Origin of the sequence: Glycomyces paridis, assembly GCF_004912155.1 — a bacterium.
Taxonomy (GTDB): Bacteria; Actinomycetota; Actinomycetes; order Mycobacteriales; family Micromonosporaceae; genus Glycomyces; species Glycomyces paridis.
Window position 1 is genome coordinate 38,493 of the sequence record NZ_STGX01000021.1, and the last position, 20,349, is coordinate 58,841.

22 protein-coding genes and 1 pseudogene are annotated in these 20,349 nt (G+C 71.9%); 11 read left to right on the top strand and 12 right to left on the bottom strand.

The genetic code is table 11. From position 1 onward, the window contains the following. The first annotated feature begins 587 nt into the window (after nt 1-587). The gene (locus E9998_RS22480) at nt 588-1,589 is read left to right on the top strand and encodes a hypothetical protein (RefSeq protein ID WP_136531939.1); all 1,002 of its coding nucleotides are present in this window, start codon (nt 588-590) and stop codon (nt 1,587-1,589) included. Between the two features lie 376 nt (nt 1,590-1,965). Further along, on the top strand, nt 1,966-2,583 hold the full coding sequence (locus E9998_RS22485; protein WP_136531940.1) for a cellulose binding domain-containing protein: 618 nt from the start codon (nt 1,966-1,968) through the stop codon (nt 2,581-2,583). Between the two features lie 11 nt (nt 2,584-2,594). Here E9998_RS22485 and E9998_RS22490 read toward each other — a convergent pair whose 3' ends face one another. The 9 genes from E9998_RS22490 to E9998_RS22530 form a co-directional block, all read right to left on the bottom strand. Further along, nucleotides 2,595-3,071: an OsmC family protein gene (locus tag E9998_RS22490; protein WP_136531941.1), complete on the bottom strand. Its 477-nt coding sequence runs from the start codon at nt 3,069-3,071 to the stop codon at nt 2,595-2,597. Nucleotides 3,072-3,294: 223 nt separating this feature from the next. Further along, nucleotides 3,295-4,380 carry an IS110 family RNA-guided transposase gene (locus E9998_RS22495; protein WP_136531942.1) on the bottom strand — a complete coding sequence of 362 codons (1,086 nt, stop codon included), beginning with the start codon at nt 4,378-4,380 and terminating at the stop codon, nt 3,295-3,297. Nucleotides 4,381-4,646: 266 nt separating this feature from the next. After that, complete coding sequence (locus E9998_RS22500; RefSeq protein WP_136531943.1) at nt 4,647-5,792, bottom strand: winged helix DNA-binding domain-containing protein; 1,146 nt, start codon at nt 5,790-5,792, stop codon at nt 4,647-4,649. 68 nt (nt 5,793-5,860) lie between these two features. After that, complete coding sequence (locus tag E9998_RS22505; protein WP_136531944.1) at nt 5,861-6,718, bottom strand: NAD(P)H-binding protein; 858 nt, start codon at nt 6,716-6,718, stop codon at nt 5,861-5,863. 150 nt (nt 6,719-6,868) lie between these two features. After that, on the bottom strand, nt 6,869-7,303 hold the full coding sequence (locus E9998_RS22510) for an SRPBCC family protein (protein WP_136531945.1): 435 nt from the start codon (nt 7,301-7,303) through the stop codon (nt 6,869-6,871). A gap of 99 nt (nt 7,304-7,402) precedes the next feature. Next, nucleotides 7,403-8,008: a response regulator transcription factor gene (locus E9998_RS22515; RefSeq protein WP_136531946.1), complete on the bottom strand. Its 606-nt coding sequence runs from the start codon at nt 8,006-8,008 to the stop codon at nt 7,403-7,405. Between the two features lie 28 nt (nt 8,009-8,036). Continuing rightward, on the bottom strand, nt 8,037-9,173 hold the full coding sequence (locus E9998_RS22520) for a sensor histidine kinase (protein WP_136531947.1): 1,137 nt from the start codon (nt 9,171-9,173) through the stop codon (nt 8,037-8,039). Nucleotides 9,174-9,196: 23 nt separating this feature from the next. Beyond that, nucleotides 9,197-9,937 carry an ABC transporter permease gene (locus E9998_RS22525; protein WP_136531948.1) on the bottom strand — a complete coding sequence of 247 codons (741 nt, stop codon included), beginning with the start codon at nt 9,935-9,937 and terminating at the stop codon, nt 9,197-9,199. After that, nucleotides 9,934-10,863 carry an ABC transporter ATP-binding protein gene (locus E9998_RS22530; RefSeq protein WP_136531949.1) on the bottom strand — a complete coding sequence of 310 codons (930 nt, stop codon included), beginning with the start codon at nt 10,861-10,863 and terminating at the stop codon, nt 9,934-9,936. Before E9998_RS22530 ends, E9998_RS22525 begins: the two co-directional genes overlap by 4 nt. 131 nt (nt 10,864-10,994) lie before the next feature. Between E9998_RS22530 and E9998_RS22535 the strand changes: the two genes are divergently transcribed. Continuing rightward, nucleotides 10,995-11,435, top strand: coding sequence for a hypothetical protein (locus E9998_RS22535; protein ID WP_136531950.1), 441 nt, complete (start codon nt 10,995-10,997; stop codon nt 11,433-11,435). Nucleotides 11,436-11,493: 58 nt separating this feature from the next. After that, nucleotides 11,494-11,826, top strand: a complete 333-nt coding sequence (locus E9998_RS22540) for an effector-associated constant component EACC1 (RefSeq protein WP_136531951.1) — start codon at nt 11,494-11,496, stop codon at nt 11,824-11,826. 218 nt (nt 11,827-12,044) lie between these two features. On the opposite strand, the gene E9998_RS22545 is transcribed toward E9998_RS22540, so the two are convergent. Next, nucleotides 12,045-12,617 (bottom strand): TetR/AcrR family transcriptional regulator, encoded by a 573-nt coding sequence (locus E9998_RS22545; protein ID WP_136531952.1) that lies wholly within the window; start codon nt 12,615-12,617, stop codon nt 12,045-12,047. 95 nt (nt 12,618-12,712) lie between these two features. Between E9998_RS22545 and E9998_RS22550 the strand changes: the two genes are divergently transcribed. Then, the gene (locus E9998_RS22550) at nt 12,713-13,552 is read left to right on the top strand and encodes an SDR family NAD(P)-dependent oxidoreductase (protein ID WP_158299944.1); all 840 of its coding nucleotides are present in this window, start codon (nt 12,713-12,715) and stop codon (nt 13,550-13,552) included. Between the two features lie 42 nt (nt 13,553-13,594). Here E9998_RS22550 and E9998_RS22555 read toward each other — a convergent pair whose 3' ends face one another. After that, entirely contained in the window at nt 13,595-14,212 is a 618-nt protein-coding gene (locus tag E9998_RS22555; RefSeq protein WP_158299945.1) for a DUF4279 domain-containing protein, read from the bottom strand. 156 nt (nt 14,213-14,368) lie between these two features. Here E9998_RS22555 and E9998_RS22560 point away from each other — a divergent pair. After that, nucleotides 14,369-14,944, top strand: a pseudogene (locus E9998_RS22560) (pyridoxamine 5'-phosphate oxidase family protein); the annotation flags it as partial. A gap of 76 nt (nt 14,945-15,020) precedes the next feature. Here the strand turns inward: E9998_RS22560 and E9998_RS22565 are convergent. Then, nucleotides 15,021-16,142 (bottom strand): FAD-dependent monooxygenase, encoded by a 1,122-nt coding sequence (locus E9998_RS22565; RefSeq protein WP_136531956.1) that lies wholly within the window; start codon nt 16,140-16,142, stop codon nt 15,021-15,023. Nucleotides 16,143-16,315: 173 nt separating this feature from the next. Between E9998_RS22565 and E9998_RS22570 the strand changes: the two genes are divergently transcribed. The 5 genes from E9998_RS22570 (at nt 16,316) to E9998_RS22590 (ending at nt 20,343) form a co-directional block, all read left to right on the top strand. After that, entirely contained in the window at nt 16,316-17,269 is a 954-nt protein-coding gene (locus tag E9998_RS22570) for a GntR family transcriptional regulator (protein ID WP_136531957.1), read from the top strand. A gap of 45 nt (nt 17,270-17,314) precedes the next feature. Continuing rightward, nucleotides 17,315-17,506, top strand: coding sequence for a hypothetical protein (locus E9998_RS22575; protein WP_136531958.1), 192 nt, complete (start codon nt 17,315-17,317; stop codon nt 17,504-17,506). Nucleotides 17,507-17,591: 85 nt separating this feature from the next. Next, on the top strand, nt 17,592-17,897 hold the full coding sequence (locus E9998_RS22580; protein ID WP_136531959.1) for a DUF4190 domain-containing protein: 306 nt from the start codon (nt 17,592-17,594) through the stop codon (nt 17,895-17,897). Nucleotides 17,898-18,002: 105 nt separating this feature from the next. Beyond that, nucleotides 18,003-19,229: a trypsin-like serine peptidase gene (locus tag E9998_RS22585; RefSeq protein WP_158299946.1), complete on the top strand. Its 1,227-nt coding sequence runs from the start codon at nt 18,003-18,005 to the stop codon at nt 19,227-19,229. A 112-nt stretch (nt 19,230-19,341) separates the two neighbouring features. Further along, nucleotides 19,342-20,343: a hypothetical protein gene (locus E9998_RS22590; protein WP_136531961.1), complete on the top strand. Its 1,002-nt coding sequence runs from the start codon at nt 19,342-19,344 to the stop codon at nt 20,341-20,343. Nucleotides 20,344-20,349 lie beyond the last annotated feature (6 nt).

Below are 20,349 nucleotides of genomic sequence, written 5' to 3' on the forward strand. Positions count from 1 at the left end.
CCGACCCCGACCCCAGCGCTCGAAACCTGACCCCGGCCCGGAGCCGAAAGCTGCGGGAGCGCGTGGTTGCAAGGTCGCAAGACCGGATACCACCCGCCATCGGGCGACAAAACCCGCTTCCAGCACGCAGCACCTGGCCCCGGCCCCGGCCCCGGCCCCGGCCCCGGCCCCGGAGCATGGCCCGCAAGGCCGCAAAGCCGCAAAGCCGACGCCCGCGGAGCGGCCGACCCCGGCCCGGCACTCGCCCGAGGCCGAATTCCACGCCCGCAAGACCAGGCCCCGCTACCCCGCTGACCAGTCGACCTCGACTCCGATGCACGGCAGCGGATCCCGGCACGGGTCGAAGGCCGCGAGGCCGCAAAAGTTCAAAGGTGCAACCACCCTCCACCACTCCACCACTCCACCACTCCACCACGGCCCAACCCTGGCCCAGGCACTCGGCACCTGAGCCCGGCGCGGGCCGAAAGCCGCAAGGCCGAACGCCGCCGCTTCGCTGAGCGGTCGAGCGGCCCCGGGGGCCGGCCCTCGGCGCCCTGCACGGCGCGAGGGCCGTCGGGGCGGGTGCGCGTGCTCCTTACTCTGGTCGCATGGGCAACACGCAGGACGACCAGGAGCACAGGTGGCAGGCGGGCCCGCAGGCTTCGCGGGGCGCTCGCTGGTTCTCGGAGTTCGCCGCCGCCGCGCACCGGCAGAGTGCGCGGTACGGCAGGGAAGAGACCGCCGAGGAGGCCGAGCAGCGCAAGCGCGAGGACTGGTGGGAGCTCGGCCCGGTGTTCTCCACGACCGACCGGGGCGCTCGGATCACCTCGCTGGACCCGAGCCGGGAGCCGGGGCGGTTCTCGGGCCGGCTCGTCGCGTTCACGGTCGGGGGCGCGCTGGCGTGGACCGCGTTCTCGTACCTGGGCTTCGCGGAGCTGCCGGACGTGGGCGCGACGCAGCCGGGGCTGCACGATCGTGCGCGGACGTGGTGGTGGGTCGTGCTGATAGTGCTGGCGCTCAAGGCGTCAGGGCTCGCCACTTGGAGGCTCCGCGGCGAGGCGCAGCGCCAGTTCAGACAGCAGTCGGTCGTGAAGGGGCTCGCGCTCGTGGTCGCCTCGTTCGGGATCACCGCGGGCGCGGCGCTGCATTTCGCGGCGTACGCGTCGGCGCTCGGCGACGGGGAGGCCAACGTGGAGCCGCCCGCGATCATGCTGTTCCTCGCGGTGCCGTTCGCCTCGGTGCTCGCGGTCCGGGCGCCGTGGGTGCCGTTCGCGCTGTGGCGGGTGCAGCGGCGCCAGCGTCGGATTCAGCAGCTTCGCGGCACAGGGCGGCGCTTCGACGGCGAGGTCGCGTCGCTGCGGTTCACGGAGAGCTGGGCGGGCGGCAAGCCTCGCTTCGAGGTGCTGATCCGCTACGAGCACGCCGGGGTGCGGCGCGACTTCTCGACGGCGATGGTGACGGACGCCGACCGGGTGCCGCTCCCGGGGTTCCCGGTGCGCATCATGGTCGACGAGCGCTCCGCGACCCTCGTCGAACCCGACGGGGACCGGCCGGGCTACGACTTCGAGTCGAACTGGGCGAAGTACGTGCAGCCTTCGGGCGACGGCTGAGGGCGGGAGGCCGGTCGCGGCCGGGCGCCCACGGCCGGTGGCGACAGGGCCGGTCGCACCTGGCCGGGTCGCGAGGAACGGTGACAACGCGCTGAGCGGGCCGGACGGCGACCGATCCGGCGCACGGGCCCGCGGCCCGACCGGTCGAATCAGATCGATATGTGTCGATGTTCGAGCAGGTGGCGGGCCCGTTCCCGACAAGTCGCCGGCCCCACTCGCCGCTTGCGCTTCCAGGCCACTGGGATCGGTGGCGAGGGCTTTCCCGAGGCCCTGGCGGGGCTTGTACGCTACACCGTGGACACGAGGCCCCCTCATCGCCTTCGTCGCCCGGACGTGTCCGCCCCTGCTTCATCCGTCCCGTTCGGAGGAGATCGCCATGCGCCCTTGGATGGAACGCGCGACGCTGCGCGGGCGAATCCACGGCCGTCTGCTCCTGGTGCTCATCGTGATCGCCGCGCTCGCGTGCATCGCCGCCGTACTCCAGTTCAGCGTGCTGCGCGACGGCGACGACACCGACCGCACCAACATCGGCGCCGACGCGCCCTCCGCGCCTGACTTCAGCGCCGCTCCCGACACCTCCGTCGAGAGCACCTCGGCCACGCCCTCACCCGACGTCGAAACCAGCTCCTCCTCGCCCGAGCCCGAGCCGACCAAGTCGGCCTCGGCGGCCGAGCCGACCGAGGCGGCGCCGCCCGCCTCGCAGTGCAGCGCGTCGCTCGCGCTCGACAACGAGTGGGGCGACTCGGTCGCCGTCACGGTCACCGTCGCCAACACCGGGACCGAGCCGATCGACGGGTGGGAGGTCGAACTCGCCGTCGAGCACCTGTCGGTGGCCTCCACCTGGGGGCTCGACCACGTCGAGGGCGACCGGTACGGCGACGTCTGGCTCAACGGCGCGGTCGAACCCGGTTCGAGCGTCGAGCCGAGCTTCACCGCCGACGTCGAGGGCGAGTACGACCTGCCGGAGACGGTGCCCTGCACGCCCGTCGAGTGACCGGAAGCGGCTTACTCTCCGATGTGGACCGTCGGCTCGTGGCGGACCGGGAAGTTCACCGAGTTCGCGATGAAGCAGCCCTTGTTCGCCTCGTGGTGGAGCTCGAGGGCGCGTTCGCGGTGCTCGGGGTCGGCGATCGTGACCGCCGGGGCGAGCACGACCTCCGAGAAGCGCCCGCTGTAGCCGGCGGACTCGGTCATGGTGCCGGTCGCGGCGTCCTCGTAGGCGGTCACCACGATCCTCTCGCGCGAACACAGCGAGAGGTAGGTGAGCATGTGGCACTCGGAGAGGGAGGCCACGAGGAGGTCTTCGGGGTTCCAGCGCTCGGCCTGGCCGCGGAAGGCGGGGTCGGCGCTGCCGAGGAGGAGCGGCTTGCCCGGCGCGGTGATGTCGTGGTCGCGGCCGTAGGAGAGGTACTTGGCGGTGCCCTCGCCCCGGTTCCCGGTCCAGCGGACGGTGACCTCGTAGTGGTGTTCGCGACCGCTCACGGCGCGCTCCTTCCGTTCGGTGGGGGACAAGCGTATCCGAAGCCCGACCGGGCTGCCCGGCTCTGTAACCTGCGGTCGTGCCGGGCACTCGCGTCCACTCCCGCCTTCGAGTGAACCTTTGCCGGAGCATGTCGCCGAGGCCCGTTTCTTGTCGGACCCGGGGGAAAGGATCGCGGCAGGGTTCCTTCCCCTCTCGGGAGGGTGGGGGATGCTCCTATGGATGTCAAGTCGTGGATTGAAGGTTTTCTGTCGGGGTTGTGGTCTTGCTGAGGACGGTGAAGATTTCGCGGGCGATGTAGCGCTTGAGGCAGCGGATGATGTCTTTCTTGGACAGGCCTTCTTTGGTGCGTTTCTCCATGTAGGCGCGGGTGCGTGGGTCCCAGCGGAGTCGGGTGATGGCGATGCGGTGGATCGCGGCGTTGGCTTGCCGGTCGCCGCCGCGGTTGAGGCGGTGGCGGTGGGTTTGCCCCGAGGAGGCCGGGAGCGGGGCGATGCCGCAGAGCATGGCGAAAGCGGCTTCGTTTCGGATCCGGTTGGTGTTCTGGCCGGCGGTAACCAGTAGCTGGCCGGCGACTTCGGTCCCGACGCCGTTGAGGGCGAGCAGGTCGGGGTTGATCGAGGCGACCAGCGGGGCGAGGTCGGTGTCGAGGTCGGTGATCTCGGTGTCCAGGTTTCGGACGCGGCGGGCGAGGGCTCGCAGGGCGGCCCGGGTTGCGGTGGCTGGTTCAACTAGGCGGGCCGGGTCGGGCCGGAAGGCCGCGCAGGTGGTGACCAGATCGGGGTTCGAGCTGGTGCGCAGCGAGGCGCGCAGTGGTTCGGGCGCGCTGATGATGAGGGCTTTCATCTGGCGGAGCGTGTCGGTGCGCTGCCGGACCGCGCTTCGGCGGGCCACTCGCAGCGCCCGGAGTGCTTCGACTGCGCCGGTGCGTTGTTTCGGGGTCCCGGTGCGGTGCCCGGCCTGGGCGGCGCGGGCGGCGGCCTCGGCATCGACCGGATCTGATTTTCCCTGCCAGCGGCGCATTTTGCGATCGGGCCGATCGATCTCGACCACCTTGATCGCTTCGGCTTGGAGGTGGCGGGTGAGCCCGGCGCCGTAGACGCCGGTGCCCTCGACGCCGACCAGGGCCAGGGACCCGAACGAGGTCAGCCAGGTCAGGAGTTTCCGGTAGCCGGTAGTGGTGGCCTTGAACTGCTTGGCGCCCAGCAATCGCCCGGAGGTGTCGATGGCGGCGGCGGTATGGGTGTCGCGGTGGGTGTCGACCCCGCCGGTGATCTCGATGATGGGTGGGGTTTGTGGGATGGTGGACATGTGCCGTCCTTCGCGTTCGAACTGACAGGGGCGGTGCCTCGCCGGTGAGATGCGATCGGACAGAACAGTGATGGGGCCTCTGGCCAGGCTCGTATCAAGTCACGAACGCCATCGCCGGTGGGGCGAAGGTGAGCGCTGCGGCCGAGCCGACAAATCCCGTCCAAGGCCCGAAGCCAGTTAGTGATCGAGTCAGACCCAACCGACAGCGCTCACCGTTCCATCATCACTGTTAGGGATGGCAGGGGGCCGGGCGACTTTTTCCGGGCTCAGCGCTTCGCGAGGAGCACCGTCTGCGCCTCCGGGAGCTTCGCCCACCAGTGGTGGTGGCGCTTGTAGGCGAGCGGTTCGCGGTCGGCCAGGAGCGACCGGAGGCCCTCGGCCTCGGCGTCGAGGGCGGCCCACACCTCGTCGGGCAGCGGGTGGAACGCCGTCGCCTCAATGCCCGATTCGACCGGCCGCCAGAGCCCGGCGGCGTGGCCGTCGACCAGGAGCATCGGGAGCACGTCGCCGTTGTTGCGGATGAAGGTGGCGCGGTAGTCGGGCGGGAGCGTGCGGCTGCGGTCGTGGTAGGCGAGGAACACGTTGTCCCACATGGCCATCAGGCGCGGCGGCGCCGGAGTCTCGGGGTCGGGCAGCGGCGCGCCCGGCAGGTCGTACAGGGTCTCCCCGGCGGGTCCTTCGTGGACGTCGAGGCGGTCGCCGAGGGCGAGGATCGCGCGCTTGGCCCTGCCGCGCTGGACCATCGCGAACTGGGCGACGTCGGCGGGCGAGGCCGGCCCGAAACCGGCCAGGTAGCGCAGGACGAGGGTCTGGAGCGCGGCGTCGGCGGCCGCGTCGTCGCCGAGGGTCGGCAGGTCCGGGGCGGCGATGTAGTCGACCTTCTCGTTGAAGCCCCAGGGCCCGCCGGTGCGGGCGCGCAGCAGCGGGGCGTACTGGCGGATGCCCGGCCACGCCGCCTTCGCGGTCTCGGCGCCGAGCCGCTCGGCGAGCCAGTCCTCGCATTCGCGGGCGGTGCGGCTCTCGACGGCGGCGAACGAGAGGATCTCGACCGACAGCTTCGCCGCTTCGGCGGCGGACACCCCGGCCCCGGCGATGCGCCCGCCGAGCTTCGCCGCGTACAGGGACGGCTCGGTGGCCTCCCGATAGGGGCGGTAGTCCGCGGCGGCCACGGTGTGGAGGGTCATGCGGACCGGGTTGCCGCGCACCGCGGCCCCGGACGCGTACGCGGCGTCGAGCTCGGCGCGGTCGAAGCCCGCGACCCGGTTCCACAGTCCTATGTAGGGCGACACCGGCGCCTGCGACTGGAACGCGACGGCCGCCGCGATCGCCGAGACGGCGTCGGTGTCCGCGCGGGCGAGCAGGGACTGCCTGGCGAGGGTCGCACGGTTGAGGCCGCGGGCGCTGAGCTGCATCCCCCGAGGCTATCCGCCCCCGCCGACAACTCTCGTGGAGGCGAAACCGGCGCGGCTCCCATCCGGCCTCACTCGCCGCTGTGTACGCGATGCCCTTCCAAGTACCGCTCGAAGCTCGCCGGGGGCGTTCCCGTCAGGCGTTCGACGTCGCCCGGGGCGGCCGCGAAGCGGCCGTCTCGGACCGCGCCGAACATGGTCGCGTACGCCTCGACCAACCAACCGGGTTCGCCCTCGGAGAGGAGGCGGGCGCGGTAGTCGGCGTCGGTGACCGGCGCGAACCGCAGCGGCCGACCGGTCGCGCGCGCCGCCGCCGCGGCGATCCGCTCCCCCGTCAGCGCCTCCGGGCCCGTCAGTCGCACCACGCCTTCGGCGCCCGCCAGCGCGGCCGCGGCGATGCCCCGGCCGACGTCCTCGCGGGCGACGAGCGACACGGCGCCCTCGCCGAGCGGCAGGTCGAGGACGCCGGAGGCGAGTGCGGCGCCGAGCCACGTGTCCGCGAAGAAGTCGGCGAACACGGAGGTGCGGGCCTTGCAGTGGGGGATGCCGGAGGCGTCGAGGAGCGTCTCGGTCGCCTGGTGGCCGGGCGCGTAGTAGAAGCGCGTGCCGGGCTCGATGTCGAGGATGCTCGTGTACACGAGGTGCCCGACGCCGGCCTCTGCTGCGGCGCCGATGACGTTGCGGTGGTGGCGTTCCATCGTTTCGGCGAGGCCGTCGCTGGAGACCATGACGAGGGTGTCGAGGCCGCGCATGGCCTCGCGGAGGGTGTCGGGGCCGTCGTAGTCGGCGCGGCGGGCGCTCAGGCCGGGTGCGGCGGGGACCGCGTCGGGCCTGCGGGCGAGGGCGACGACGTCGCGGCGGCCGCGGGCGAGGAGGTGTCGGACGGCGGCGGAGCCCACGCCGCCGGTCGTTCCGGTGATGCCGATCATCGCGTCTCCGTTCGGTAGGTGGCCCGGCCATTATCGGGGACGGGCGGGGCCGGTGTGACGCGAGAGGGGTTCGGTGTGCGCGGCGCCCGTGCGGTCGGAGACGCGTCGGGGCCGGACCCTGCCGGTCCGGCCCCGACGCCTCCGCGGCGATCAGAGTTTCGCCACGTAGGCGGCGCAGGAGTCGAGCAGCATCTGGCTGCCCTGCTTCGCCATGTCGTGCTCTTCCTGCGTCGCGCAGTTCTGCGAGATCGTGAAGCGGGTCCGGTCGTCGCCGAGGTCCTCGACGTCGAGCCGCATGACCTCTTCGCCGCCGTCGGGCGTGTCCATGCCCATGACGAGCGTCCGCGGCGCGTCCACCTCGATGTACCGGCCGGTGATCGGGAACTCGGTCCCGTCGGGGGTGACGACGGTGGAGGTGTAGCGGCCCCCGGGCGTGACGTCGAGTTCGACCGACCCGGGCTTGGAGTAGCTCCACGCCTCGTAGTCGTCCCGCTCGGTCCAGGCCTGCCAGACGGCGGCGACGGGGACGTCGACCTCGGCGGTCAGCGAGTAGGGGAATCCGGTCGAGTTCGCGTTCGTGGTCATGTCGGTGCTCCTTGGATCGGTGTCAACTGGTTGTACCCATGAAGACGCCGCACCATCCGCCGAATCATCGCTTCGGGCGCGATATTTTCCGAGCCGCTTTCACAGCCAGCCGCGCTCGTCGGCGATTCGGGCCGCCTCGGCGCGGTTGCGGGCGCCGAGTTTGCCTATGGCCGTGGACAAGTGGTTGCGCACGGTCCCTTCGGTGAGGTGCAGGGCGGCGGCCATGTCCGCGACGGTGCCGCCGTCGAGGGCCAGGCGCAGCGCCTCCCGTTCGCGCCCGGTCAGGGGCCCTTCGCCCGTGGCCAGCGACTCGGCCGCGAGCGCGGGGTCCACCACGCGCAGGCCGCCGTGGACACGGCGGACGGCCTCCACGAGCTGTTCGGGGGGCGCGTCCTTGACGACGAAGCCGACGGCTCCGGCGGTCATGGCTCGGGCAAGATAACCGGGCCGCCCGAAGGTCGTGCAGATGACGATGCGGCAGCCGGGGCGGGCCCGGTGCAGGTCGGCGGCCACTTGGAGGCCGTCGCGGCCGGGCATCTGGACGTCGAGGAGCGCCACGTCGGGCGCGGTCCGGGCCGCGGCGGGGAGCACCTCGTCGCCGGAGCCGACCTGGGCGACCACTTCGATGTCGGGTTCGAGCCCGAGGACGGTGGCGAGGGCGCCGCGGACCATCGCCTGGTCGTCGGCGAGCAGGACCTTGATCACGGTGCCTCCGGTGGTGCGGGAGCGCGGGTCATGCGACCTCGGCTCGGACGGTGAACCCGCCGCCGGGCGCGGGCCCGGCGTCGAGGGTGCCTCCGGCGGCGGCGAGGCGTTCGGCGAGGCCGCGCAGGCCGGTGCCGGCGCCGCGGGCCCCGCCGCGGCCGTCGTCGGTGACGGTGATCCAGTCCGGTCCGAGCCGGATCGTCACGGTCGCGGCCTGGGAGTGGCGGATGGCGTTGGTGACGGCCTCGCGCACCACGTACCCGAACACGGCGTGGAGGGCGGGGGCGACGTCGTCGACGGCGCGGGGCAGGTCGGCGTCGATGTCGGCGGCGCGCAGGGCCGCCCTGGCACCGGCGAGTTCGCCTGCGAGCGTGACGGTCCGGTACTCCGAGACGGTGGCGCGCACGTCGGCGAGCGCCGAGCGCGACAGGGCCTCGACGTCGCGGATCTCCTCGATCGCGCGGGCCTCCCCGCGGCCGGTCTCCAGGAGGCGCCGGGCCGCGCCGGCCTTGACGGTGATCGTGGTGAGGCTGTGCCCGAGGATGTCGTGCAGGTCGCGGGCGAGGCGCTCGCGTTCGGCGTCGACGGCGAGCGCGGCGATGGTCGCGTTGGCGCGGCGCAGGCTGCGGACGGTGCGGATGAGCCTGACCATGAAGAACAGTGCGACCGTGATGCCGAACATGGCCCACAGGTCGCTGTAGGCGATCGTGGTGGTCTCGCCGATGAGGTCGAGCGCCCCGAGGGCCTCCAAAACGCCGAGGGCGAGGAGCGTGCCGCCGTCGAGGACGATCATCCAGGCGCGCGGCAGGCCCATCGCGATCGGGATCATGGCGTACAGCAGGCCGTACACGCCGCCGGTGTCGAGGACCGCGAACAGGGTCCAGCCGAGGGCGAGGATCACGGCGCCGAAGGCCACGCGGCGGCGCAGGTCGGGCACCGACACCGCCCACGGGAACGCGAGGTAGCAGGCCGCGTAGGCGGCGACGACCGCGACGGTCGCCCAGGAGCCGCGGCCGACGGCGTCGACCGTCACCGGAATGGCGAAGGGCGCGAGGACGCCGAGTCCGAGGAGGACCCAGCGCCTGCTCGCGCGGCCGACGAACGGGCCGGTGGAATGGTCGTCCCACCAGCCCTCACCGGGTTCGTTCGCCGACTGGAGCGCCACCGTCCGCCTCTCGTTCCGCCCGGTCAGGCCCGGGCCGAGTCCTTACGGTACCGCCCGATCACGAGGGCACCCAGTGCGAGCGCCCAGGCCGCGAGCACCGCGGCGGTGAGGCCGAGGCCGCGCGAGAGGTCGCCGGTCACGGCGCCGCGGCCGAGCTGCGTGAGCCAGTAGCTCGGCAGGACCGGCGAGAGGTGCTGCATCCAGGTCGGCATCGCGTCCACCGGGATCCACATGCCGCCGAGGAAGCCCATGACCAGCGACAGGCCCATGCTCAACGGCTGGAGCGTGTCGGGGCGGGCGAGCTGGCCGATGAGCAGGCCCAGGAGGATGAACGGGACCGCACCGAGCCAGGTGCCCAACAGGATGCGCGTCCACTGGGCCCCGTCGAGGCTGACGCCGTTGGCGAGGACGGCGATCACCGGGACCGCGACGAGCACCGGCACACCCAGGAGCAGGCCGGTCACGCCCTTGCCGAGCATGTAGGAGCGCCCGGTGAGCGGGGTCAGGCGCAGCTGCCGCTGCCAGCCGGCGGCCCGTTCGGTCGCCAGGCGCCCGCCGTTGGACATCGCGGCGAAGAACACCCCGAACGCGAGCATGTTCACCATGATCACGGCGGTCGCGGTGTCCTTGCCGGGGTCGTCGTCGGCGACGAACACGTTCGTCTGGATGAGGAAGAGGAACACCGGGAACGCGAAGGCGAAGATGAGGAACCGCGAGTTGCGCAGGGCCCGGCGGATCTCGATGCGGGTGTAGGTGAGGTTCATCGGGCGGGCTCCGGTTCGTCGTCGCGGGTCTGGTCGGTGAGGGTGAGGAAGGCCGATTCGAGTCCGGCGGCGGCGATCTCGATGTCGCGGGCGGCCGGGAAGCGCGCGAGGAGGGCGCGGAGGGTCGCGTCGGAGTCGGCGCTGGCGAGTTCGGCGCGGCCCTCGCGCAGGTCGCAGCCGGTGACGTGCGGGAGGGCGCGCAGGTCGGCCTCGGCGGCGCCGGGAACGGCGGCGCGGATGGTGCGCCCGCCGGCGGCGGCCCTGACCTCGGCGACGGTGCCGTCCGCGGCGATGCGGCCGCCGGTCATGAGGACGACGCGGTCGGCGTACTCCTCGGCCTCTTCGAGGTAGTGGGTGGCGAAAAGGACGGTGCGGCCCGCGGCCGTGTCCTCGTACATGGCCTTCCAGAAGTCGCGGCGGGTCGCGGGGTCCATGGCGGCGGTGGGTTCGTCGAGGACGAGGAGGGCCGGGTCGGAGACGAGCGCGATCGCGAAGCGGACGCGCTGGGCCTGGCCGCCGGAGAGGCGGTTGGCGCGGCGGGCGGCGAGGTCCTGGGCGCCGGCGCGCTGGAGGGCGCGCTCGACCGGGAGGGGGTGCCTGTGGAGGGAGGCGACCAGGCGCACGGTCTCGGCGACGGTGAGGTCGTCGAGGAGGGTGCCGTTCTGGAGCATCGCGCCGATGCGGCCTTCACGCACGGCCTCGGCGGGGGTGCGGCCGAAGACGCGGGCCGTCCCGGCGTCGGGAGCGGACAGTCCGAGGATCATGTCGATGGTGGTGGACTTCCCGGCGCCGTTGGGGCCCAGGAGGGCCACGACCTCGCCAGGCCGGATCTCCAGGTCGACGCCATCGACGGCGGTGACCGCGCCGTAGCGCTTCCGCAGGCCGCTCAAGGCGACCGCCGCGGCGGTGGGGTTCGTTTCGCTCATGGTCCAAGCGTGGCCGCCGCGGGGCCTGGGCGCCCAGGCCGCGCGTCACGACCTGTCCCTGACGAATGTCACGGGTCGGGCCGTTGCGGTCGTCTGCCACCATGGAGGCGTTCCCTCGATCGGAGACGACCATGGCCGCACCCCCCGCGAGCCGGTACGGCCCGCCCGTCCTGCCCGCCGCGCCGACCCGGCCGCGCGAGATCGGTCTCGTCCGCGGCCTGCTCATGGCGACGATGGCGCTGTGCCTGGTCGGCGCTGGCGCCTCGATCTACTCGCTGACGCGCGAGGTCACCGCTCCGGGCGTCATCGTCACTGCCGCGACGGTGTACTTCGCGGTGCAGAGCGCCGCGGCCCCGGCGCCGCTCGCGCGCGGATCGCGGTGGGCGTGGGTGTGGACGTTCGCCTCCACGCTCATGGGCATGGCCAGCGGCATCCCGGTGATCGCGACCGGCCTCGACTGGTTCGCGATGCGTCCGTATGTGCTCGCGATTGGTCTGGTGTGGACGGTCCTGTACGCGTGGCTGCTCGGTGCGCTGTCGACCCGGCCGGTGCGCGCCTGGGTCTTCGCGTGAATCGCGGGACCCGAAAAGTGGCGCGGCCCTGGGAGAATACGAGACCGGAGGTGTGGCGATGGACGCCGAGATCACGGTGCACGGCACGGACGACGCCCGCGGCGAGCTCGCCTCGCTGCTCGACTGGCTGACCCGCGAGGACGACATGAGCGCCCGCTTCGCGCCCGCCGCGATCGGGCCCGGCGAGCTCGGCGCCGTCCAGGAACTCCTCATCGCCGCGATCGCCGCGGGCGGCCTCGACGCCCTCGGCCGCACCGTCGCGGTCTGGCTGCGCAGCCGCAGGCCCGAGATCGAGGTGACCATCGTGGACGCCGACGGATCGAGCATCACCGTCACCGCCAAGGGCACCGCCGCGAAGTCGATCACCGACGGGCCCGACCGGGAGGCGTGAGCCGCGCCGACCGGCCGACACGCGGCACCGCGGCGGGAGCCGCCGACACGGTGCCGCTGGTGAGGCGGGAGCCTTGAGCGCAGGCCCGCGCCCGCCTTCGCCTCGCACAGCGATTCCGGATCGGACCGGTTGACGCAGAGGCCGTTCCGAACCTCAGGGCCCGGATGCCGTGCGCACCACCGTCTTGCGGACCGATCGGCCGCGCTGCTGTCGCGCCGTCATCCTTTCGCGCGCTCCAGGGCCTCGACCATCGCGCCCGACAGGGCCCGGACGCGTTCGGGGTCGGCCTCCGAGAGGACCGGGGAGCCGACGACCGAGCGCATGACGCCCATGCCCAGCAGCAGCGCGCCGACCAGTTCGGCGCGCAGGTCGGCGTCCTCGCCGTCGAAGCGGCCCGCGAGGTCGGCGAGGTAGCGGCCGCAGACCTCCTCGCGCAGGCGCTCGCGCACCTCCGGGCGACCGGCCGACCGCAGCATCACCAGCAGCGGATGCTCGCCGCTCGCGGCACGGTCGTCGAGCACGACTTCGCGCACGAGCGCGTCGGCGAGCGCCGCGGGCCCGGCGTCGTCCCCGGCGCTGATCCCTTCCGGGACATCGGCTTGCACGGCCTCGGCGAAGAGGTCCTTCTTGGAGCCGAAGTAGCGGAAGATGAGCGTCGCGTCGACCCCGGCGTCGGCGGCGATGTCGCGCACGCTCGCGCCGTCGAAGCCGTGCTCGGCGAAGCGGCGGCGGGCGGCGTCGAGGAGGGCGGTGCGGGTCGCGGCGCGGTCGCGGCGTTTGGGCGCGTTCATCAAGTCAGCATAAGTCATCGATTGTTGACTTATGACGCGACCCCTGCTAACGTTTGTCATCGATCGATGACTTGATGACGAGAGGCGGCACGAGCGTGCGCACCTACCTGATCACCGGCGGCACCGACGGCATGGGCCGCGGCCTCGGCCTGCACTTCCTGGAGCGCGGCGACCGCGTCGTGGCCGTCGCCAGCGGCGAGGCGAAGGGCCGGGCCTTCCTCGAAGCGGCCCAACGCATCGGCGCAGCCGAGCGCGCCCGCTTCCTGCGGGCCGACTTGAGCACCGTCGCGGGCATGGAGGCGGTCGCGGCCGAGGCGGAGGCGACGCTCGACCGCATCGACGGCCTCGTCTTCGCCACCCAGCGGTTCCAGCAGCGGCGCACCCTCACCGACGACGGCCTGGAGTACACGTTCGCGCTCTCCTACCTGAGCCGCTTCGTGATCGGCCACGCACTCGCCGACCGCCTCGCCGAGGCGCCCGCCCCGGTGATCTTCAACCTCGGCGCCCCCGGCGGCTTCCCCGGCCGGATCTTCTGGGACGACCCGCATTTCGAGCGCGAGCCCTACAAGGGCATGAAGGCCGCCACCCAGGCCTCCCGCGCCATCGACCTCCTCGGCACCGACTTCCCACGCCGCCACCCCGACTCGCGTGTCAGGTATGTCCTCTACAACCCGATGTTCGTCAAGACCGGCATGGCCGCACCACTCCCCCAACCCAAACGGGCCCTCACCGAGGCCATGGCCTTTCTCTTCGCCCAACGCGTGCCCAAAGCGGTGGCCCCGATGACCCGCCTCATCGACACCCCGCCGAACGAGCCCGTGAGCGCCTTCAGGAGAAGGAAACGCCTGAACATGGCGAGCGCGGACTTCAACCCCGAGTCGGCGGCAAGGCTCCACGACCTGACGATGGAGCTGCTGAACCGGGTGCCCCGCTGAATGAAAGGGGGCGGAACCGCGACTGTTCCGCCCCGAGCGCGTTCATCTGAGGTACTGGTCGACATCGACGGAGGCGTCGATCTCGGCCAGGAAGTGAACGACGTCGGTCTCCAGGCAGAACCCCGGTCCGTGCGGATCCGATTCCGACATGATGTGCACTAGGTCCAGTGTGAGCTCACACCCTGCTTCCCGCAGGGCGATGAAGGAATCCCGCATAGGAAGCACCCGCTTGAAAAGGCGATCGATGACCTCCTCCAGCGGCACTTCGCTCTCTGCGTACTCACGGATCTGCCACGAGTGCTCCTTCGCGGGAATCTGAACCTTCGCCGCCGCTCGAATCGAGCCCTTGGCGCGGGTGGCGTCCGGCTCGACACCCGCGATCTCGGTCATCGCTTCGACCGAAACCGTATGGCTCCGTGCCACCAATATCGCCCTGCGCGGAATGTTGTCTCTGATCATGGTCAGATATTCCTGGAAGGCCGGGCGATCTGTCGACTGGTTTCGGTTGCGGCGGCGCTCGCGTCGACTCCGTTGGACCGGAACGGCTTCCGCGCCGCCGACGGGGCGGTAGCACTGACGCTCGATCTCGCGCTTTGCGTTGGCGCCCTGCTCCAGGATCAACCGGGCCGCCGCGAGCCGGCGCTCACGCCGGTCCTGCACGCACCTGCGCCCCAACGGCAAGGAACCCTCAGTTTCCGCATGATGTGGAACGCGGTTCGAGATGCCGTGTGGTGGAGCGCAACAGAGTTGCGAGGCCAGGCGGCGAGGCATAGGGTCGAACTCGGATTCCATTTGGTGAGAGCGGGGTTTCGGGATATGGGACAGACGTATGAGTCGATCGAGGGGCGGCTGCGGGCGTTCATCGAGGCGCAGCCGGTGTACTTCGTGGCGTCGGCGCCGCTGGCGGGGGACGGGCATGTCAACCTGTCCCCGAAGGGGCACAAGGGTTCGCTTCAGGTGCTCGACGAGCGCACCGTGGCCTACCTCGACTTCGGCGGCTCCCATGCCGAGACCCACGCGCACCTTCGCGAGAACGGGCGGATCACGATCATGTGGTGCGCGTTCGAAGGGCCGCCGAAGATCGTGCGCGTGCACGGGACCGGGGAGGCCGTCTATCGCGACGATCCGCGTTTCGCGGAGCTCATCCCCCGGTTCGCGGAGGCGGACGGGCCCGGGGTGCGGGCCGTGATCGTGGTGCGGGCCAAGCTGATCAGTGACACCTGCGGGTACGCGGTGCCGTTCATGGACTTCCGGGAGGAGCGGCCGCTGCTGCGGGAGTTCCTGGGCCGCAAGAGCGACGAGGAGTTCGCGGCCTACTGCGACGCGAAGCCGCACAACCCGGTGAGCATCGACGGGCTCCCGGCGATGCCGCTGCCGCTGCCTCCCAGGACCGCGTTAAGGGCCGCGCCCGGAGGCGCGGCCCTTGGCCGCCGCAGCGGCCGCGTCGCGGATCACCGAGGAGTGGACCTCAGTCGATCACGGCGTCGAGGTCGATCGCGCCTTTGACCGCGTCGGTGCGGGTCGTGCGCTCCTCCGGCGACGTCGTCTCGGGACTGAGCAGGGCGAGCTCCTGGTTCGCCTCCACGAACGGGCGCATCCGCCGCTCGTAGCGCCCGAAGGCCAGCGCGTGGTCGCCGGTGCGCCCCAGTTCGAGCGCGAGCACGTACGCGCCGACGATCGCGAGGCTGGTGCCCTGGCCCGAGAGCGGTGCGGCGCAGTGGGCGGCGTCGCCGAGGAGGGCGGTGCGCCCCTTCGACCAGGCGTCCATCTTGATCTGCGCCATGGAGTCGAAGTAGAAGTCCTCGGCGGTCTTCATGCGCTCCAGGAACTCCGGGACCTTCCAGCCGAAGCCGGAGAGGTGTTCGGCGACGAGGCGCTTCTGGGCTTCGACGTCCTTGTAGTCGTAGTCGATGCGGTCGGACGCAAAGCCGAGGAAGATCCGCAGCTCCTTGTTGTCGCGCACGGTCATGACCGCGCCGCCGTTCGCGCCGTCGTTGATCCAGGTCTGCCAGCGGTCCATGCCCAGGTAGTTGTCCTGGCTGAACACCGAGAGGTAGGTGCCGAGGTGGTGGAGATAGTCGGCTTCGGGGCCGAAGGCGAGGCGGCGGGTGTTGGAGTGGAGGCCGTCGGCGCCGACGACGAGGTCGAAGCGGCGCGGGGCGGCCTGCTCGAAGGCGACGGTGACGCCCTCGGCGTCCTCCTCGATCGCGGTGATCGAGTCGCCGTACAGGTGCTCGACGCCGTCGAGCTTCGCGTGGACGAGGTCCACGAGGTCTTCGCGGAGGATCTCGATGTCCTCGGAGTCGAGTGCGCCGGAGGAGAGCGCGAACTCTTCGGAGCGCATGAACTCGTTGCCGTCGGCGTCGAGCATGTTCATGCCCTTGGACTCGTTGCGGAGGGCGCGGGCGGCGTCTTCGAGTCCCATGCGGCGCAGGACGGTGAGGGCGGCGCCGCGCACGTCCACGGCTTGGCCGCCGCGGCGCAGGGCCGGGGCGCGTTCGAGGACGACGGGGGTGTGGCCCTGCTCGCGGAGCCAGTAGGCGAGGGCGGTGCCGGCGACGCTGGAGCCGGAGACGAGGATGTCGCTCATCGGGGTTTCCTCTCGGTGGGTGGTGCTGCGGCGGTGTGCCGCTTGACTGGCACAACCCTAGAAAATACGGCTATGACCTGCAAATACGTTGCCGAACTGCCCTAGGACAGGCGGGGGTGCACAGGGGTCGCGGGGCTAGGATCTGTCGTAGTACAGAGCGAGGGAGGGCCGTCGTGGCCGAACCGGGAGGCTCGCCGGGCGAGCCGCCGTATCTGCGTATCGCGGCCGAGTTGACCAGGCGCATCAGCGAGCGGGAGCTGCTGCCGGGCGACAAGGTGCCGTCGACGCGGCAGGTCGCCCAGGAATTCGCTGTGGCGATCGCCACAGCGACGAAGGCGTTGGACGTGCTGCGAGCGGAGGGCCTGGTCGTGACCCGTCCGCGCTCGGGCACCGTGGTGGCGCCGCGGCGCGGCATCGCGAAGCCGACGGCGTCCCTGGAGCTCACGCGCGAGCGGGTGCTCGAAGAGGCCGTCGCCATCGCCGACACCGAAGGGCTGGAGGCGGTCTCGATGCGCGCCGTGGCGGCGCGGTGCGGTGTGGCGCCGATGTCGTTGTACCGCTTCGTGGAGAGCAGGGAAGAGCTCGTCACCGCCATGTGCGACAGCGCCTACGAGCGGTTGACCTACGAGGGCGACGCCGAGGACGGTCCGTGGCGCGCGCGCATCGAGGCGATCGCCGCGGGGCTGTGGCGCGTGCACCGGGCGCACCCGTGGCTCGGCCAGGTCCATCCGCTCACGCGGCCGTTGCCGTTGCCGAACCTCATGCGCCTGGGGGACCGCATCTTGGGCGCGCTCGAACCCCTCGGTCTGCCGCCGGTCCTCCAGTTCGACCTGCACGTGCTCCTGTACAGCCACGTGGTGGGCCTCGCGGCGAACTTCGAGGCCGAGGACGAGGCGATGTCCGAGACCGGCATCTCCCATGAGGAGTGGACCGACCTCCGGTACACGCCGGCCGTCGACGCGAACGTGTTCGAGCGGCTCCCGCACTTCGCGAAGCTCTTCGGGTACTTCGGAAGCCTTCAGAACGGCTACGACATGGACCTCGACCACCTGTTCAGGCTGGGCCTGGGTCTGCTGCTGGACGGTGTGGAGGCGCTCGCGGCGAGGCACCGGGAGGACGGGGCCTAAAACCAGAATCGGCACGGTCGACGTTCAGCGCTCGCACCCGTACAGGTGAGGACCGCGGCCGTCATCGGCGGCGACATGCCGAAGGTCCCCGCTGGCACCGCGGCCGCACCGTCCTGGTCGGCGACGCCGTCCACGCCCCGTCCAACAGCTCGGGGCATCACGACCGTCATGCGCCCGGAGCAGACCCTCGGCCCCGTCCAGCGCCACCGCGTCGACTGGGAGGCGAAGGCCCTCTGAGCACCGGCCGATCGGCCCGAAACGCCGCCCGGGCGCCGAACGGGCCCTTACACTGCGCTCAATTCCGTCTCAAGTGGAGGGCATCATGACGCAGGATTACGGGCAGCCCGGAGCACCGGTCAGGATGCCCAGAGAGATGAACGGGCTCGCCATCGCCTCGTTCGTGGTCTCCCTCGTCGGGCTGTGCGGCCCGCTCGGCATCCTCGGCCTCATCTTCGGCTACGTCGCCAAGGGCCAGATCAAAGCCCGCGACAACGCCGGAAGCGGGCTCGCGACCGCCGGGATCGTCCTCGGGTGGATCTCCCTGATCGGCCTCATCGCCATCGTCCTGGCGCTCATCCTCGGCGGCTGGGCGAGCTGGGAGGACTGGAAGGACGAGAACTACAACTAGCGCGAGCCATTTCCGGCAGGCCGGTGCGGAACGCGATCCGCGCCGGCCCCGCCGTATTTCCCCGAACCGCCGCGCCGCGACCCCCGGCCCCCTATCTTCGTGCACGTGAGAGCACAAGAGACAGTCGAAGCGGCCGTGCCGCTCCCCCGCCGCGTCCTCGCCCGCGCCGCCGCCGGCGCCTTCGCGATCGCCGCGGCCCTGACGCCCGCCACCGCCGCACTCGGCGCCGACCAGGAACGCGCGGAACCGGACGTCAGCGGCCCCGGCTACAGCGCCAACCAGATCGCGGCGATCGAGTCCGTCGGCGCGGCCCTCGAACCGGGCTCCGAGCGGGCCCTGACGCACCAGGACGCGGCGTTCATCAAGGCCCGCTTCGACCGCGTCGCCCTCGGCGCCGGCGACGCGCTCATCGTCGCCGCCGCCAACGGGACCGAGACCCGCCGCTACGGCGCGGGCGACGTGGTCGACGGCGCCCTCCGGGCCCTCTCGGTCGAAGGCGACACCGCCGTCATCGAACTGCGCGACGACCCCGCCGACGGCATCACCCCCACCGCCCGCCTCGCCTCCTACGCCCGCGGCCTCAACGAGGCCGAACTCGACTCGCGGCCCGCCGCGGCCCAGCCCTCCCCCGAGAGCGTCTGCGGCAGGGACGACTCCGAGCACGCCGCCTGCTACAAGGAGACCGACCCCGAGGCCTACGACGCCTCCCGCTCGGTCGCGCGCCTCATCATCGACGACCAGTTCTACTGCACCGCCTGGCTCGCCGAGGGCGGCAACCGGCTCCTCACCAACAACCACTGCTTCGACACCGACGAACTCGCCAAGGCCACCGAGGTCCAGTTCGGATACGAGTGCCTCGAATGCACCGGCGGCGACACCGCCACCCCCATCAAGGTGACCGGCGACGACGTCCTCGCCACCGACTACACCTACGACTTCACCCTGTTCACCGTCGCCGACTACGACGCGATCGCCCACCTCCCCCACCTGCCCATCGACACCGGCCAGGCCGCGACCGGCGAGAAGGTCTTCATCGCCGGTCACCCCGGCGGCAGGCCGCTGCGCATCGCCGCCGTCACCGACGAGAGCGGCCGGGCACGCCCGGCCGCGGCCCAGTGCCGCGTCAGCGACAACACCTGGAACGGGCGCGGCTGGCGCACCGACCTCGCCTACCTGTGCGACACCGAGGGCGGCTCCTCGGGCTCGCCGGTCGTCAGCCGCGAGACCGGCGCCGTCGTCGGCCTCCACCACCTGGGCGGATGCCCCAACAGCGCCGTGCGCATGGACCTCGTCTACCCGATGATCTCCCCATACCTCAAGTACGACTTCTAGACCGGACGCGAAGGGGCGGCGGGTTCCCCCGCCGCCCCTTCGCGTCCGCCCCGAACGCCTCCGCGCCGCGTCCGCCCACTTTAGGCTGGATCGGAGACTACTGGAGGCACCCGTGGACGAGACGCCCGCAGACGCGCCCGAGACCGCCGCGGCCCGACGGCACGGCGTCGGACGCCTCGTGCGGTGGATCGTGGCCCTGCTCGCGTGCGTCCTCGCCGCCGTCGCCGTCACCGGCGCCGTCGCCGCCTACTACGCCCGGCTCGAACTGCTCGACACCGACCGTTTCACCGAGCGCACCGAGGTCATCGCCGCCGACGAACAGGTCCAGAACGACGTCGCCGACCTCCTCTCCGCCCGGATCATCGCCGCGATCGACATCGAGCAGGTCGCCGAGGACGCCGCCGGCTGGGCCGGCGGCGAGGACCCGCCCGCCGCGGTCCGCGACCTCATCGCCTCGGCCGCCGAGAGCCTGCGCGGCTACATCGAGAACGAGGTCGCCGACTTCGTCTCCAGCGACGCCTTCCTCGACCTCTGGGACGCGGCCGTGCGCGAGGCCCACGCCTCCCTCGTCTCGGCCCTGCGCGGCGAGAACGCCGGCGCCGTGCTCGCCGACGGGAACACGCTCTCGCTCGACCTCGGACGGGTCGTGGCCGTCATCAAGGAGCGACTGGTCGACGCCGACTTCGCGCTGGCCGAGGACATTCCCGCAGTCGAGGCGCAGTACGTGCTGGTCGACTCCGAGCAGGTGCCGCAGTTGCAGCGCGACACCGAGCGACTGGAGTGGGCGGCGACGTGGCTGCCGTGGATCGCGGTGGGGCTGTTGATCGTCGCGTTCGTGCTCGCGCCGCGCCGGTGGGTCGCCGCGCTCGTGGTCGGGGCCCTCGGTGCGGTCCTGGCGGTCGCGGCCCTGTGGGGGCTGGCCGAGGGCCGGACGCTGTTCGTCTCGCGGGCGCGGGACGCGGCCTTCGCGCCGCTGACGTACGACGCGTTCACCGACGACCTCCAGTGGACGTACGGGCTCATGCTCGTGGTGGCGGTCCTGCTGGCGGCCTTGGCGGTGCTCATGCTCATCGTGCGCCGCCGCTCGAGCGCGACCGAGCCCGCCGAGGCTTGACCTCCC